Consider the following 15,981-nt stretch of genomic DNA (forward strand, 5'->3'; position numbering starts at 1 on the left):
CGCCGCGTCGATCTGGTCGTACGCCTTGAACTCGCCGCCGAAACGCTCGGCGCCGATCTTCGTCAGCGCCGCCGTCAGCGTGGTCTTGCCATGATCGACGTGACCGATGGTGCCGACGTTCACGTGCGGCTTGGTGCGCTCGAATTTACCCTTAGCCATGACTATCTACCTCAATTCTGGGAACTGGATTCTCTGGAACCGGAGGCTCCCCGCCTGGGGAGCCCGGTGGATCAGGACTTCTTGATGACCTGCTCGGCGATGTTGTTCGGCGCCTCGGCGTAATGGTCGAATTCCATCGTGAAGGTGGCGCGGCCCTGCGACATGGAGCGCATGGACGTGGCGTAGCCGAACATCTCGCCCAGCGGCACCATCGCGTTGATGACCTTGCCCGAGGGCGTGTCGTCGGTGCCCTGCAGCAGGCCGCGACGACGGCTCAGGTCGCCCATCACGTCGCCCATGTAGTCTTCCGGCGTCACCACCTCGACCTTCATGATCGGCTCGAGCAGGACCGGGTTGGCCTTCTGGAAGCCTTCCTTGAACGCCATCGAGCCGGCGATCTTGAACGCCATTTCGTTGGAGTCGACGTCATGGAACGAGCCGTCGACGGCCTTGATCTTGACGTCCACGACCGGGAAGCCCGCCAGCACGCCGTTCTTGAGCTGCTCTTCGATGCCCTTGCCGGCCGCGACCACGTATTCCTTCGGGACCACGCCGCCGACGATGGCGTTCTCGAACGAGAAGCCCGCGCCACGCTCCTGCGGCTCCATCTCGATGACGATGTGGCCGTACTGGCCACGACCACCGGACTGGCGCACGAACTTGCCTTCCTGCTTGACGCCCTTGCGGATCGTCTCGCGGTAGGCCACCTGCGGCTTGCCGACGTTGGCTTCCACGTTGAACTCGCGCTTCATGCGGTCCACGAGGATTTCAAGGTGCAGCTCGCCCATGCCGGCGATGATGGTCTGGCCCGACTCTTCGTCCGTGCGAACGCGGAAGGACGGATCCTCCTGCGCCAGGCGGCCGAGGGCGATGCCCATCTTCTCCTGGTCGGACTTGGTCTTCGGCTCCACCGCCATCGAGATGACGGGCTCCGGGAAGATCATGCGCTCCAGGGTGATGATGTTGTCGAGCGAGCACAGGGTGTCACCGGTGGTGACGTCCTTCAGGCCCACCGCCGCGGCAATGTCGCCCGCCAGCACTTCCTTGATCTCGTCGCGGTTGTTGGCGTGCATCTGCAGGATGCGGCCGATGCGCTCCTTCTTGCTCTTGACCGGGTTGTACACCTGGTCGCCGGCATTGAGGGTGCCCGAGTAGACGCGGAAGAAGGTGAGCGAGCCCACGAACGGGTCGGTCATGATCTTGAACGCGAGCGCGGAGAACGGACCCTTGTCGTCCGGCACGCGGGTGGCGTCCTTCTCGTCCTCGTCGATGCCCTTGACCGGCGGGCGATCCGTCGGCGAAGGCAGGTAGTTGATGACGGCGTCGAGCATGGCCTGCACGCCCTTGTTCTTGAAGGCGGTGCCGCAGAACATGGGGATGATGTCGACGGTCAGCGTGCGGGCACGAATGCCCGTCATGATCTCGTCCTCGGAGAGGTCGCCCTCTTCCAGGTACTTGTTCATGAGGTCTTCGCTGGACTCGGCCGCGGCCTCGACCATGAACTCGCGCGCCTTCTGGGCTTCCTCGACCATGCCGGCCGGGATGTCCGAGTAGACGAAGCTGGTGCCCTGGTTGGACATGTCCCAGACGATGGACTTCATCTTGAGCAGGTCAACCACGCCCTCGAAGCCTTCCTCGGCACCGATCGGCAGCTGCATCGGCACCGGGTAGGCACCCAGGCGCGACTTGAGCTGGTCGACGACCTTGTAGAAGTTGGCGCCGGTGCGGTCCATCTTGTTGACGAACGCAAGGCGCGGCACCGCGTACTTGTTGGCCTGGCGCCACACGGTCTCGGACTGCGGCTGCACGCCGCCGACGGCGCACAGCACGAACACCGCACCGTCGAGCACGCGCAGCGAACGCTCGACTTCGATGGTGAAGTCGACGTGGCCGGGGGTGTCGATGATGTTGAACCGGTGCTGCGGCAGCGACTTGTCCATGCCCGACCAGAAGCAGGTCGTGGCCGCGGACGTGATCGTGATGCCACGCTCCTGCTCCTGCTCCATCCAGTCCATGGTCGCGGCGCCGTCGTGGACTTCGCCGATCTTATGGTTGACACCGGTGTAGAACAGGATGCGTTCGGTCGTGGTGGTCTTGCCGGCATCGATGTGGGCCATGATGCCGAAGTTGCGGTAACGCTCGATGGGGGTAGTGCGTGCCACGGGAATTCCTCGTTGGGATGCCGCCTGGCGCCGGGCGCCAGGGGCAGTTTCGCTACGCGCCTGCGATTACCAGCGGTAGTGCGAGAAGGCCTTGTTGGCCTCGGCCATGCGGTGCGTTTCTTCGCGCTTCTTGACGGCGCCACCGCGGCTTTCGGACGCTTCGATCAGCTCGGCGGCCAGCTTGCGCGGCATGGTGTTCTCGCCACGCTTGCGCGCGGAGTCGATCACCCAGCGCATCGCCAGCGCCATGCGGCGCGAGGTGCGGACTTCGACGGGCACCTGGTAGGTGGCACCGCCGACGCGGCGCGACTTGACCTCGACGGCCGGCGCGACGTTGGCCAGCGCCTTCTCGACCAGGCCGAGGGCGTCGGAGTTCTTCTCGCCGATGACGTCCATGGCGCCGTAGACGATCTTCTCGGCGATCGACTTCTTGCCGGACTTCATGACCATGTTGATGAAGCGGGCGACGACTTCGCTTCCGTGCTTCGGATCCGGGAGGATCGAACGGGTACCGGGAGAACCTTTACGGGACATGATGCTTGCCTAGATTTTGTTGATCGGGTGTAGAGCGCTGCGGCCACGCGGCCGCGCGACTCAGGACTTCGGACGCTTGGCGCCGTACTTGGAGCGGCTCTGGCGACGCTTGGCGACGCCGGCGGCGTCGAGCGAGCCACGCACGGTGTGGTAGCGCACGCCGGGCAGGTCCTTGACGCGACCGCCGCGGATCAGCACCACCGAGTGCTCCTGCAGGTTGTGGCCTTCGCCACCGATGTAGGAGATCACTTCGAAGCCGTTGGTCAGGCGCACCTTGGCGACCTTGCGAAGGGCCGAGTTCGGCTTCTTCGGAGTGGTGGTGTACACGCGGGTGCACACGCCACGACGCTGCGGGCAGTTGGCCAGCGCCGGGGAGGCGCTCTTGTAGGTATTGGGCTGACGCGGCTTGCGCACCAGCTGGTTGATCGTCGCCATGCGTTTGGAATCCTGGTGAAAAAGGCAACGGCAGGCCGGAAACCGGCCCACCGAGAAGCGGGAGTTTAGTTCGCGTTGGCCCCACCTGTCAAATCAATGACAGGAGGGTCCTCTGGTTTCCATCGTCCGTGAATCGAACACGAGGGACCGTCCTGGTCCCTCTTTTCGAATGTGGGCAGGCCATCGGCGGGCCTGCCAGCGCAGCTTGAGTCAGCCTTCGGAACCGGCTTCTTCGGTAGTCTCAGTGGCCGTCGAGACGGCGCGCAAAGTCTCCAGATCGGAATCGGACAGTTCCGGCGTAGCGGCCTTGCGGCGCTTGCTGTGGTACGCAAGGCCGGTGCCCGCCGGGATGAGGCGGCCGACGATAACGTTTTCCTTCAGGCCCCGCAAGCTGTCGCGGGTGCCGCGGACGGCCGCCTCGGTCAGCACACGGGTGGTTTCCTGAAAGGACGCCGCCGAGATGAACGACTCGGTGGCCAGGGACGCCTTGGTGATGCCCAGGAGCACCGGCTCGTAGCGGGCCGGAAGCTCGTTCTTGGTCAGCGCCCTGGCATTGTCCTCGACCACGCGGATGCGCTCGGCCTGCTCGCCGGCCATGAAGCGGCTGTCGCCGGCGTCGGTGATCTCGACCTTGCGCAGCATCTGGCGAATGATCGTCTCGATGTGCTTGTCGTTGATCTTCACGCCCTGCAGCCGGTACACGTCCTGGATTTCCTTCACCAGGTACGCGGCCAGCGGCTCGACGCCGAGCAGGCGCAGGATGTCCTGCGGGTTCGGCTCGCCATCCACCACGGTTTCGCCCTTGGCGATGTGCTCGCCTTCATAGACGATGACCTGGCGGTACTTCGGGATCAGCTCTTCGTGCTCGTTGCCGTCGGCATCCTTGATGATCAGGCGCTGCTTGCCCTTGGTGTCCTTGCCGAAGCTGATGATGCCGGACACTTCCGCCAGCACGGCCGGATCCTTGGGCTTGCGGGCCTCGAACAGGTCGGCCACGCGCGGCAGGCCGCCCGTGATGTCGCGGGTCTTGGAGGCTTCCTGGGGCACCTTGGTGACCACGTCGCCCACGCCGACCGCGGCGCCGTCCTGCAGGTTGACGATCGAGCGCGGCGGCAGCAGGTACTGCGCCGGCAGGTCGGTACCCGGGATGTTGAGGTCCTTGCCGTTCTTGTCGAGGATGCGCACGACCGGACGCAGGTCCTTGCCCATCGAGCCACGACGCTTGGGATCGGTGATCTCGCGCGAGGCCAGGCCGGTCAGTTCGTCGGTCTTCTCGATGACGGTGATGCCGTCGACGAAGTCCACGAAGCGCACGAAACCGGCCACTTCCGACACGATCGGGTGGTTATGCGGATCCCAGTTGGCCACGACCTTGCCGGCCTTGACGTCCTGGCCGTCCTTGACGTTGATCATGGCGCCGTAGGGCAGCTTGTAGCGCTCGCGCTCGCGGCCGTGGTTGTCCAGCACCGACAGTTCGCCCGAGCGCGACACCGCCACCAGGTGGCCGTTGGCGTGCTGCACGTACTTGAGGTTGTTGAACTTCACCGCACCGGTGGTCTTGACCGTGATGTTGTCCACGGCGGCCGCACGCGAAGCCGCGCCGCCGATGTGGAAGGTACGCATGGTCAGCTGGGTGCCGGGCTCGCCGATCGACTGCGCCGCCACCACGCCCACGGCCTCGCCGTGGTTGACGATGTGGCCACGGGCCAGGTCGCGGCCGTAGCAGTGGGCGCAGATGCCGAAGGTGCTGTCGCAGGTGATCGCCGAGCGCACCTTGATGGACTGCACGCCGGCGGTCTCGAGCTTGTCGACCCAGGCCTCGTCCAGCAGGGTGTTGCGGGTGACGATCGGATCCTCGTCGTTGCCCGGCAGGTACACGTCCTCGGCCACGATGCGGCCCAGCACGCGGTCGCGCAGCGGCTCGACCACGTCGCCGCCTTCGACGATCGGGGTCATGGTGAGGCCGTTGAGCGTGCCGCAATCGGACTCGGTGACCACCACGTCCTGCGCCACGTCGACCAGGCGACGGGTGAGGTAACCGGAGTTGGCGGTCTTGAGCGCCGTATCCGCCAGGCCCTTGCGCGCGCCGTGGGTGGAGATGAAGTACTGCAGCACGTTGAGGCCTTCACGGAAGTTCGCCGTGATGGGCGTCTCGATGATCGAGCCGTCGGGCTTGGCCATCAGGCCGCGCATGCCCGCCAGCTGGCGGATCTGGGCCTGCGAACCACGGGCGCCGGAGTCGGCCATGATGTAGACCGAGTTCATCGACTTCTGGTCGATGGTCTCGCCCTTGGCGTTGACCACCTTCTCGGTGCCGATGGACTCCATCATCGCCTTGGCGACGAGCTCGTTGGTGCGCGACCAGATGTCGACCACCTTGTTGTAGCGCTCGCCGGCGGTCACCAGGCCGCTCTGGTACTGCTCCTGGATTTCCAGCACCTCGGACTCGGCGCCTTCCAGGATCTTCTTCTTGGCGTCCGGGATGATCATGTCGTCGATGCCGATCGACACGCCCGCGCGGGTGGCGTAGGCGAAGCCGGTGTACATCAGCTGGTCGGCGAAGATCACCGTGTGCTTGAGGCCCAGCATGCGGTAGCAGGTGTTGATCAGGCGGCTGATGTTCTTCTTGGTCAGCTCGGTGTTGGCCAGCGAGAACGGCAGGCCTTCCGGCAGGATCTCGGCCAGCAGCGCGCGGCCGATGGTGGTGTCCACGATCGAGGTCTTCTCGACGCGGGCGCCCTGCTCGTCCGTCTCCACCTGCTTCAGGCGGACCTTCACCTTGGCGTGCAGCTCGACGACGCGGTTGTCGTACGCGCGCTTCACCTCGGCGACGTTGGCGAACACCATGCCCTCGCCCTTCTTGTTCTCCAGGGCGCGGGTCATGTAGTACAGGCCCAGCACGACGTCCTGGGTCGGCACGATGATCGGCTCGCCGTTGGCCGGCGACAGGATGTTGTTGGACGACATCATCAGCGCGCGCGCTTCCAGCTGGGCCTCGAGGCTCAGCGGGACGTGCACGGCCATCTGGTCACCGTCGAAGTCGGCGTTGAACGCGGTGCAGACCAGCGGGTGCAGCTGGATGGCCTTGCCCTCGATCAGCACCGGCTCGAACGCCTGGATGCCCAGGCGGTGCAGGGTCGGGGCGCGGTTGAGCAGCACCGGGTGTTCGCGGATGACTTCTTCCAGGATGTCCCAGACTTCCGCCGACTCGCGCTCGACCAGCTTCTTGGCCGCCTTGATCGTCGTGGCGAGGCCACGGCGCTGCAGCTTGGCGAAGATGAAGGGCTTGAACAGCTCGAGCGCCATCTTCTTGGGCAGGCCGCACTCGTGCAGGCGCAGGGTCGGGCCAACCACGATGACCGAACGGCCGGAGTAGTCGACGCGCTTGCCCAGCAGGTTCTGGCGGAAGCGGCCCTGCTTGCCCTTGATCATGTCGGCCAGCGACTTGAGCGGGCGCTTGTTGGTGCCGGTGATGGCGCGGCCGCGACGGCCGTTGTCCATCAGGGCGTCAACGGACTCCTGCAGCATGCGCTTCTCGTTGCGCACGATGATGTCGGGCGCGTTGAGCTCGAGCAGGCGCTTGAGGCGGTTGTTGCGGTTGATGACGCGACGGTAGAGGTCGTTGAGGTCGGAGGTCGCGAAGCGGCCACCGTCCAGCGGCACCAGCGGACGCAGGTCCGGCGGCAGCACCGGCAGCACGGTCATCACCATCCACTCGGGGCGGTTGCCCGACTCGAGGAAGGCCTCGACCAGCTTGATGCGCTTGGTGAGGCGCTTGAGCTTGGTCTCGGAGTTGGTGGACGCGATCTCTTCCTTCAGGCGCAGCAGCTCGGAGCCCAGGTCCAGCGAACGCAGCAGCTGGTACACGGCCTCGGCACCCATCAGGGCGTCGAAGTCGTCGCCATGCTCCTGGCGCGCGGTCAGGAACTGCTCTTCGGTCAGCAGCTGGCCCTTGTCGAGCGTGGTCAGGCCCGGCTCGATGACCACGTAGGCCTCGAAGTACAGGATGCGCTCGATGTCGCGCAGGGTCATGTCCAGCATCAGGCCGATGCGCGAGGGCAGCGACTTGAGGAACCAGATGTGCGCGGTCGGGCTGGCCAGCTCGATGTGGCCCATGCGCTCGCGACGAACCTTCGCCAGCGTCACTTCGGTGCCGCACTTCTCGCAGACCACGCCACGGTGCTTCATGCGCTTGTACTTGCCGCACAGGCACTCGTAGTCCTTGATCGGTCCGAAGATGGCGGCGCAGAACAGGCCGTCACGCTCGGGCTTGAAGGTACGGTAGTTGATGGTTTCCGGCTTCTTCACTTCGCCGAACGACCAGCTGCGGATCAGGTCCGGCGAAGCCAGGCCGATCTTGATGCCGTCGAAATCCAGCGACTGACGCTGCTGGTTGAACAGATTGAGTAGGTCTTTCATTTGATTCTCCTGTTCCCGCGCCAGATCACTGCTCTTCCAGTTCAATGTTGATGGCGAGGGAGCGAATCTCCTTCACCAGCACATTGAACGATTCCGGCATGCCGGCCGTCATTTCATGCTCGCCGTCGACGATGTTCTTGTACATCTGGTTGCGGCCCTGCACGTCGTCGGACTTCACCGTCAGCATTTCCTGCAGGGTGTAGGCCGCGCCGTAGGCTTCCAGCGCCCAGACTTCCATCTCGCCGAAGCGCTGGCCGCCGAACTGCGCCTTGCCGCCCAGCGGCTGCTGGGTGACGAGCGAGTACGGACCGGTCGAGCGCGCGTGCATCTTGTCGTCCACCAGGTGGTTGAGCTTGAGCATGTGCATGTAGCCGACGGTGACCGGGCGGTCGAACGCCTCGCCGGTGCGGCCGTCGTGCAGGATGGTCTGCCCGGTCTCGGGCAGGTCGGCCAGCGCCAGCATGGACTTGATCTCGGCCTCGGTGGCGCCGTCGAACACCGGGGTGGCCATCGGCACGCCGTCGGTGAGGTTGTGCGCCAGCTTCAGCAGCTCCTTGTCGTTGATCTGGGACAGATCGACGCGCTCGCCGTGCAGCTTCTTGTCGTGGTTGTAGATCTGGTCGAGGAACTTGCGCAGGTCCGCGATCTTCTCCTGGGCCTCGAGCATGCGCTGGATCTTCTGGCCCAGGCCCTTCGCGGCCCAGCCCAGGTGCACCTCGAGGATCTGGCCGATGTTCATTCGGCTGGGCACGCCCAGCGGATTGAGCACGATGTCGGCGGTTTCGCCGTTGGCCATGTAGGGCATGTCCTGCACCGGGACGATGGTCGAGACCACGCCCTTGTTGCCGTGGCGGCCGGCCATCTTGTCACCCGGCTGGATGCGGCGCTTAACGGCCAGGTAGACCTTGACCATCTTGAGCACGCCCGGGGCCAGGTCGTCGCCGGCGGTGATCTTGCCGCGCTTGTCCTGGAACCGCTTCTCGAACTCCTTCTCGTGCGCCTCGACCTGCTTCTGGGCGCGCTCGATCAGCTCGGCCGCGTCCTCGTCCTTCATGCGGATCGTGAACCAGTCGTCCTTCTTCAGGCTGTCCAGGTACTCGCCGGTGATCTCGGTGCCCTTCTTGAGGCCGCCGGGACCGCCGTTGGCGACCTTGCCGATCAGCAGACCACGCAGGCGCGCGAAGATGGCGCCCTCGAGGATGCGGAACTGGTCGTCGAAGTCCTTCTTGACGCGCTTGATCTCGGTTTCCTCGATCTGGCGCGCGCGCTTGTCCTTCTCGATGCCGTCGCGGGTGAAGACCTGCACGTCGATGACGGTGCCGTCCATGCCCGGGGGCACGCGCAGCGAGCTGTCCTTAACGTCGCTGGCCTTCTCGCCGAAGATGGCGCGCAGCAGCTTCTCTTCCGGGGTCAGCTGGCTCTCGCCCTTGGGCGTGACCTTGCCGACCATGATGTCGCCGGCGCGCACTTCGGCGCCGATGTACACCACGCCCGACTCGTCCAGGCGGCCCAGGGCCTGCTCGGACACGTTCGGGATGTCGGCGGTGATTTCCTCCGGCCCCAGCTTGGTGTCGCGGGCGACGCAGGTGAGCTCTTCGATGTGGATCGTGGTGTAGCGATCCTCTTCCACCACGCGCTCGGAGAGCAGGATGGAGTCCTCGAAGTTGTAGCCGTTCCACGGCATGAAGGCCACCAGCATGTTCTGGCCCAGGGCCAGCTCGCCGATGTCGGTGGACGGGCCGTCGGCCAGCACGTCGCCGCGCGCAACCCGGTCACCCACGTTCACCAGCGGGCGCTGGTTGATGCAGGTGTTCTGGTTGGAGCGGGTGTACTTGACCAGGGTGTAGATGTCCACGCCGGCGTCGTTGTCGTGGATTTCCTTCTCGTTGACGCGGACCACGATGCGGCCGGCGTCGACCTGGTCGATCACGCCGCCACGCTTGGCGTTCACGGTCACGCCCGAGTCGCGCGCCACGGCGCGCTCGATGCCGGTGCCGACCAGCGGCTTCTGCGAACGCAGGGTCGGGACGGCCTGGCGCTGCATGTTCGCGCCCATCAGGGCGCGGTTGGCGTCGTCGTGCTCGATGAAGGGAACCAGCGCCGCGGCGACGGACACCGACTGCATGGGCGAGACGTCCATGTAGTGGATTTCCGACGGCGGCTTGAGCAGGGTCTCGGCCTGGAAGCGGCAGGGCACGAAGGAGGCCTGGAAGCTGCCGTCCTTGTTGAGCTCGGCGTTGGCCTGGGCGATCGCGTACTCGTGCTCTTCGATCGCAGACAGGAACTCGACCGTGTCGGTGACCTTGCCGTCCACCACCTTGCGGTACGGGGTCTCGAGGAAACCGTACTTGTTGGAACGGGCGTACACGGCCAGCGAGTTGATCAGGCCGATGTTCGGGCCTTCCGGCGTCTCGATGGTGCAGACGCGGCCGTAATGGGTCGGGTGCACGTCGCGCACTTCGAAGCCGGCGCGCTCGCGGGTCAGGCCGCCCGGGCCGAGGGCCGACACGCGACGCTTGTGCGTGACTTCCGACAGCGGGTTGTTCTGGTCCATGAACTGCGACAGCTGCGAGGAGCCGAAGAACTCCTTGATCGCGGCGGCGACGGGCTTGGCGTTGATCAGGTCCTGCGGCGTGAGGCCATCGGACTCGGCCAGCGACAGGCGCTCCTTCACCGCGCGCTCGACGCGGACCAGGCCCACGCGGAACACGTTCTCGGCCATTTCGCCGACCGAACGCACGCGACGGTTGCCCAGGTGGTCGATGTCGTCCACCACGCCGCGGCCGTTGCGGATCTCGGTCAGGGTCTTGATGACGTCCAGGATGTCGGAGGTGGCGCCCAGTTCCTTGACCAGGTTCTTGGCGGTCTCGTCATTGCGCTCGCCGAAGTACTTGGCGTCGTACAGCACCGAGGCGCCGGTGACTTCCTTGCGGCCCACGCGGCGGTTGAACTTCATCCGGCCCACGCCCGACAGGTCGTAGCGCTCGAAGGTGAAGAACAGGTTGTAGAACAGGTTCTGCGCGGCGTCCTTGGTGGGCGGCTCGCCCGGACGCATCATGCGGTAGATCTCGACCAGGGCCTCGAGCTGGGTCTTGGTCGGGTCGATGCGCAGGGTGTTGGAGATGTACGGGCCGCGGTCGAGGTCGTTCACCCACAGGGTGCCGATCACGTCCACGCCGGCCTTGCGCAGCTTGGCGACGTTGGCTTCGTTGAGCTCTTCGTTGGCCAGGGCCAGCACTTCGCCGGTCTTGGTGTCGATGACGTCATGGGCCAGGATGCGGCCGTACAGGTATTCGTCGGGCACCGCGAGGGTGTCGACCTTGGCCTGCTCGAGCTGCTTCACGTGGCGCGCGGTGATGCGCTTGCCGGCCTCGACCACGACCTTGCCGCCGACCACCAGGTCGAAGTTCAGGGTCTCGCCACGCAGGCGCTCGGCCACCAGCTCCAGCTCGACGCCGTCCTGCTTGGCGATGTGGAAGGTGTTGACCTCGAAGAAGATCTTGAGCATCTCTTCGTTGTTGTAGCCCAGCGCGCGCAGCAGGATGGTCACCGGCAGCTTGCGGCGACGGTCGATGCGGGTGAACACGGCGTCCTTGGGGTCGAACTCGAAGTCGAGCCAGGAGCCGCGGTAGGGAATGATGCGGGCCGAGTACAGCAGCTTGCCCGAGCTGTGGGTCTTGCCGCGGTCGTGGTCGAAGAACACGCCCGGCGAACGGTGCAGCTGCGAGACGATGACGCGCTCGGTGCCGTTGACGATGAAGGTGCCGTTGTCGGTCATCAGGGGCAGCTCGCCCATGTAGACCTCCTGCTCCTTCACGTACTTGATGGCCTTGGTGGACGACTCACGGTCGTAGATCACCAGGCGGACGGTGACGCGCAGCGGCGCGCCGTAGGTCAGGCCACGGTTGCGGCACTCGCGCTCGTCGAACGGCGGCTCGCCCAGCTTGTAGCTCACGTACTCCAGGGCTGCGTTGCCCGAGTACGAGGTGATCGGGAACACCGACTTGAGCGCGGCATGCAGGCCGCGGTCGTCGCGCTTGCCGGACAGGGCGTACTCCTGCAGGAACTCGCGGTACGAGTCCATCTGGATCGCCAGCAGGTACGGCACTTCGAGGACCTGCCGGCGCTTGCCGAAGTCCTTGCGGATACGCTTCTTTTCGGTGAAGGAGTACGTCATGGTGAGCTACCGCCTCGGGTATCTGTGGCCGCGCGTCCGCGGACCGGGGGGGAACATCAAACTGCCAGTGGGAAGTCGCTGGTATTGCCGGCACCAGCACGCCTTCTGTAGCTACTTCCGACTGGCAACTCGGGATGAGTTGCTTGTTGCCTTGCGCCGTCCCTCAGGAACGGCCAAAGGCCGGGGGCTTTCGCCCCCAGCCTCAGGTGGTCGCCAATACCAGCCGGCGACTCAAAGTGAGGATTACTTGAGTTCGACCGTCGCGCCGGCCGCCTCGAGGTCCTTCTTGAACTTCGCGGCGTCGTCCTTCGACACGGCGTCCTTCACGATGCCGGTGGCCTCGACCAGGTCCTTGGCTTCCTTCAGGCCCAGGCCGGTGATGGCGCGGACGGCCTTGATGACCTCGACCTTCTTCTCGCCGGCAGCCTTCAGGATGACGGTGAACTCGGTCTGCTCTTCGACCGGGGCGGCCGGGCCAGCAGCCGGACCGGCCATCATGACCGGGGCGGCGGCGGTGACGCCGAACTTCTCTTCGATGGCCTTGACCAGCTCCATCACTTCCATCAGGGTCTTGCCGGCGACGGCTTCGACGATCTGCTCGTTGGAAAGGGACATGTTTGTTACCTCTGGAAAGTTTTCTGGAAAGTTTGTTTGACGGCGACGAACTCAGGCGGTTTCGGCTTCAGCCTCGGCGGGGGCGACATCGCCACCACCCTGCTGGTCCGCCACGGCCTTGACGGCGCGTGCGAACATGGTGGCCGGCTCGGACAGCACGCGGGCCAGCATGGCCAACGCCTGGTCACGGGTCGGCAGCGCAGCCAGCACGTCCACGTGGGACGCCGGGTACACCTTGCCACCAATGGAAACGACCTTCGCCTGCAGCTTTTCGTTGCCCTTGGCGAATTCCTTGATCAGACGACCGGCCGCGCCGGGGTCTTCCATCGAGAACGCGTACAGCAGCGGGCCGACGAGGGCGTCTTTGGCGCCTTCGTAGTCCGTGCCGGCAACGGCGCGCGTGGCCAGGGTGTTCTTGACAACCTTCAAGAACACGCCGGTCTCGCGGGCCTTCTTCCGCATCGCGGTCATCTGCGAAACGGTCGTGCCAGCGTATTCGGCGGCAACCAAGGAGTGGGCCTTCGAGGCGACATCTGCCAGTTCGGCGACTACTTCTTGTTTCTGGGACAGATTGAGAGCCATTGCACTCCTCCAATTGGACTCCGCTCGCGGCTCCTGCCGCTTGCGGTCTTGGGCGGCACCGATCCTTCGGCGCCGGGGACGCGGATGCGTCCCGGTGGTGGCCGTTCCCGGAAAATCTTCCAGAAGGCGGCACCATCTACGCAGGCCCGACTTCGCGAGAAGTACGGATTAGGCGATCCCGCTTGTGGCGACGGCGAATCCTTGCCAGTCGTGCATCCATGCCCGACGTCGTCACGCGCTGACCGCACCTGCGGTCTTTGATGGCTCCGGCCTGGCTTGCGCCGCACCGGTGCCTTCAAATTCTTCCGGCCGGGGAGACACCCCGGCCGTGTACGGTTTGCTTACTTCGCCAGCGTCAGCGAGGCGGGGTCGATGACCACGCCCACGCCCATGGTCGAGCTCAGCGAAATCTTCTGCAGGTACTGGCCCTTGGACGAGGCCGGCTTGGCCTTGACCAGGTCGCACAGCAGGGCGTGCAGGTTGTCCTTCAGGGCGGTCGCCTCGAAGTTGGCCTTGCCGATGGTGCAGTGGATGATGCCGGCCTTGTCGGTGCGGTAACGCACCTGGCCCGCCTTGGCGTTGCGCACGGCGCCCGCGGCGTCCGGCGACACGGTGCCGACCTTGGGGTTGGGCATCAGGCCGCGCGGGCCGAGCACCTGGCCCAGCTTGCCGACGACGCGCATCGCGTCCGGCGTGGCGATCACGACGTCATAGTTGATGTTGCCGGCCAGCATCGACTCGGCCAGCTCGTCCATGCCCACCACTTCCGCGCCGGCGGCCAGGGCGTCGTCGGCCTTGGCGCCCGGGGGGCAGAACACGGCGACGCGCACCGACTTGCCGGTACCGGCCGGCAGCACGGTGGAACCGCGCACCTGCTGGTCGGACTTCTTGGCATCGACGCCGAGGCGGACGGACACGTCCACGGACTCGACGAACTTGGTCTTGGAGTTGCCCTGGATCAGCTTGAGGGCGTCGTCCAGCGAGTAGGCCTTGCCCGGGGTGACCAGGGTCTGCAGCTGCTTGTAGCGCTTGGAAATGCGTGCCATGTCTTAGCCCTCCACCACGAGACCCATCGAACGGGCGCTGCCCGCGATGGTACGGACGCCGGCGTCGAGCGAGGCGGCGGTGAGATCGCCTTCCTTCGCCTTGACGATGTCTTCGAGCTGCTTGCGGGTGACCTTGCCCACCTTTTCGGTGTTCGGGCGCTTGGAGCCCGAGGTCAGGCCGGCGGCCTTCTTGAGCAGCACGGTGGCCGGGGTGCTCTTGGTGATGAAGGTGAAGGTGCGGTCCGAGTACGCGGTGATGATCACCGGCGTCGGCAGGCCCGGCTCCAGCTTGGAGGTGGCGGCGTTGAACGCCTTGCAGAACTCCATGATGTTCAGGCCGCGCTGACCCAGCGCAGGACCGACCGGCGGCGAGGGGTTGGCCTGGCCGGCCTTCACCTGCAGCTTGATGTAACCAACTACTTTCTTAGCCATTGTCTTGTCTCCGGGTGCAAGCGCCTGTTGTCAGGCTCCCCATCGTGCCGGGTGGGGTTCGTGCCCCGGCTTCACGGTGTTGCAAAGACTTTGCGTCAGGCCTTCTCGACCTGGCCGAACTCCAGCTCCACCGGGGTGGAACGGCCGAAGATCAGCACCGCCACGCGCAGGCGGCTCTTTTCGTAATTGACTTCCTCGACCACGCCGTTGAAGTCGTTGAACGGGCCTTCGGTGACGCGGACCATCTCGCCCGGCTCGAACAGCACCTTGGGCTTGGGCTTGTCCACGCCGTCCTGGACGCGGCGAAGGATGACGTCCGCCTCGCTGTCCTTGATCGGCAGGGGGCGCTCGGCGGTACCGCCGATGAAGCCCATGACCTTGGGGGTTTCCTTGATCAGGTGCCAGCTGTCGTCGTCGATGCGCGGGATGCCGCCGTCCTCGTGCGTCTCGATCTGTACCAGCACGTAGCCGGGGAAGAACTTGCGCTCGGACTTGCGCTTCTGGCCACCGCGCATTTCGACCACTTCTTCGGTCGGGACCAGCACCTGGCCGAACTTCTCCTGCATCTCGGCGCGCGCGATGCGCGTATCGAGCGCGCGCTGCACCTGATGCTCGAAACCCGAGTAGGCGTGGACGACATACCAACGCTTGGCCACGATCTGGACTCCTTATTGACCCAGCAGAAGCTGGATCAGCCGCGAAATGACGAAATCGAAGCCGGACAGGATCAGGCTGACGATGATGACCACGACCAGGATCACGCCGGTGATGCGGCGGGTTTCCTGCGTGGTGGGCCAGACGACCTTGCGCAGCTCGAACATCGACTCCGAGGCGAACTCGCGGGTCTGCCGGCCCTTGGCGGTGAAGGCCATGACGGCCGCCGCGGCGAGCACGCCGGCCAAGGCCAGCAGCGCGCGCACCGGACCCGGCCACTGGGCGAACCAGTAGAAACCGACGATGCCCGCCACCACGAGTGCCACCGCCAGGACGTACTTGGCGGCATCGGCGGCGCTGACCGCCTGTTGTGCTTGCTCGACCTTGCTGTTCATTCAACTCTTGCCCGGCTGGGCCGGATGGGGGCCGCGTCTCCCGGGGGAAACACGAGCCAGTGCGGGATGGCGCGCCAGGTAGGACTCGAACCTACAACCTGCGGTTTTGGAGACCGCTGCTCTGCCAGTTGAGCTACTGACGCAATGGCATCTCTGAAACGGGCGATGGCGGACCGCTTCCGGCCCGCCATTCCCCTGCCCGTCCGGCCTGCGCCGGGCGGGCGGAACTACTTACTTGATGACCTTGGCAACCACGCCGGCGCCGACGGTGCGGCCACCCTCGCGGATCGCGAAGCGCAGGCCCTCGTCCATCGCGATCGGGGCGATCAGGCTGACCACCATCTTCACGTTGTCGCCCGGCATCACCATCT

At 65.4% G+C, this 15,981-nt stretch carries 12 protein-coding genes, 1 tRNA gene and 1 pseudogene; all 14 read right to left on the bottom strand.

The window, feature by feature from the left end; all coding sequences use genetic code 11:
* Window positions 1-159, bottom strand: a 159-nt coding sequence (locus tag ACOQFR_RS00065) for a GTP-binding protein (protein WP_233263181.1), incomplete at its 3' end; no start/stop codon positions are given.
* A 71-nt stretch (window positions 160-230) separates the two neighbouring features.
* The gene (fusA, locus tag ACOQFR_RS00070; RefSeq protein ID WP_421377385.1) at window positions 231-2,321 is read right to left on the bottom strand and encodes an elongation factor G; all 2,091 of its coding nucleotides are present in this window, start codon (window positions 2,319-2,321) and stop codon (window positions 231-233) included.
* Window positions 2,322-2,387: 66 nt separating this feature from the next.
* Entirely contained in the window at window positions 2,388-2,855 is a 468-nt protein-coding gene (gene rpsG, locus ACOQFR_RS00075; protein WP_421377387.1) for a 30S ribosomal protein S7, read from the bottom strand.
* A 60-nt stretch (window positions 2,856-2,915) separates the two neighbouring features.
* Window positions 2,916-3,290, bottom strand: a complete 375-nt coding sequence (gene rpsL, locus ACOQFR_RS00080; protein ID WP_034213876.1) for a 30S ribosomal protein S12 — start codon at window positions 3,288-3,290, stop codon at window positions 2,916-2,918.
* Between the two features lie 210 nt (window positions 3,291-3,500).
* Window positions 3,501-7,709: a DNA-directed RNA polymerase subunit beta' gene (rpoC, locus tag ACOQFR_RS00085; RefSeq protein ID WP_421377390.1), complete on the bottom strand. Its 4,209-nt coding sequence runs from the start codon at window positions 7,707-7,709 to the stop codon at window positions 3,501-3,503.
* 25 nt (window positions 7,710-7,734) lie between these two features.
* Window positions 7,735-11,886 (bottom strand): DNA-directed RNA polymerase subunit beta, encoded by a 4,152-nt coding sequence (gene rpoB / locus ACOQFR_RS00090; protein ID WP_421377392.1) that lies wholly within the window; start codon window positions 11,884-11,886, stop codon window positions 7,735-7,737.
* 243 nt (window positions 11,887-12,129) lie between these two features.
* The gene (rplL, locus tag ACOQFR_RS00095; RefSeq protein ID WP_421377394.1) at window positions 12,130-12,501 is read right to left on the bottom strand and encodes a 50S ribosomal protein L7/L12; all 372 of its coding nucleotides are present in this window, start codon (window positions 12,499-12,501) and stop codon (window positions 12,130-12,132) included.
* 51 nt (window positions 12,502-12,552) lie between these two features.
* Window positions 12,553-13,083 carry a 50S ribosomal protein L10 gene (gene rplJ, locus ACOQFR_RS00100; protein ID WP_421377396.1) on the bottom strand — a complete coding sequence of 177 codons (531 nt, stop codon included), beginning with the start codon at window positions 13,081-13,083 and terminating at the stop codon, window positions 12,553-12,555.
* Window positions 13,084-13,424: 341 nt separating this feature from the next.
* The gene (rplA, locus tag ACOQFR_RS00105) at window positions 13,425-14,129 is read right to left on the bottom strand and encodes a 50S ribosomal protein L1 (RefSeq protein WP_421377398.1); all 705 of its coding nucleotides are present in this window, start codon (window positions 14,127-14,129) and stop codon (window positions 13,425-13,427) included.
* A 3-nt stretch (window positions 14,130-14,132) separates the two neighbouring features.
* Window positions 14,133-14,561, bottom strand: coding sequence for a 50S ribosomal protein L11 (gene rplK, locus ACOQFR_RS00110; protein ID WP_421377400.1), 429 nt, complete (start codon window positions 14,559-14,561; stop codon window positions 14,133-14,135).
* A gap of 95 nt (window positions 14,562-14,656) precedes the next feature.
* Complete coding sequence (gene nusG, locus ACOQFR_RS00115) at window positions 14,657-15,217, bottom strand: transcription termination/antitermination protein NusG (protein ID WP_421377402.1); 561 nt, start codon at window positions 15,215-15,217, stop codon at window positions 14,657-14,659.
* 12 nt (window positions 15,218-15,229) lie between these two features.
* Window positions 15,230-15,610 carry a preprotein translocase subunit SecE gene (gene secE, locus ACOQFR_RS00120; RefSeq protein ID WP_421377404.1) on the bottom strand — a complete coding sequence of 127 codons (381 nt, stop codon included), beginning with the start codon at window positions 15,608-15,610 and terminating at the stop codon, window positions 15,230-15,232.
* A gap of 67 nt (window positions 15,611-15,677) precedes the next feature.
* Window positions 15,678-15,753 (bottom strand) — tRNA-Trp (locus ACOQFR_RS00125).
* A gap of 88 nt (window positions 15,754-15,841) precedes the next feature.
* A pseudogene (gene tuf / locus ACOQFR_RS00130) lies at window positions 15,842-15,981 on the bottom strand (elongation factor Tu); the annotation flags it as partial.

The organism is Arenimonas sp. MALMAid1274 (assembly GCF_049195245.1).
In the GTDB taxonomy this organism is placed as follows: Bacteria; Pseudomonadota; Gammaproteobacteria; order Xanthomonadales; family Xanthomonadaceae; genus Arenimonas.